Origin of the sequence: Staphylococcus sp. EG-SA-15, assembly GCF_017151895.1 — a bacterium.
GTDB classification, from domain to species: Bacteria; Bacillota; Bacilli; order Staphylococcales; family Staphylococcaceae; genus Staphylococcus; species Staphylococcus aureus.
In genome coordinates, this window is sequence record NZ_JACVZN010000202.1 from 1 (window position 1) to 205 (window position 205).

Sequence of the window (205 nt, forward strand, 5' to 3'; positions counted from 1 at the left end):
GATATTTGGTTGCGTAAGCAACGAGATAATCATTCAGCATATGCGTTTATCAAACGTCTCATTAAACAATTTGGTAAACCTCAAAAGGTAGTTACAGATCAGGCACCTTCAACGAAGGTAGCAATGGTTAAAGTAATTAAAGCTTTTAAACTTAAACCTGACTGCCATTGTACATCGAAATATCTGAATAACCTCATTGAGCAAG

General features: G+C 35.6%; 1 protein-coding gene. It reads left to right on the forward strand.

Annotation, left to right across the window (positions count from 1 at the left end):
- The coding region (locus IDG64_RS15745) for a DDE-type integrase/transposase/recombinase (RefSeq protein WP_206171386.1) at window positions 1-205 on the forward strand (205 nt) is incomplete at both ends.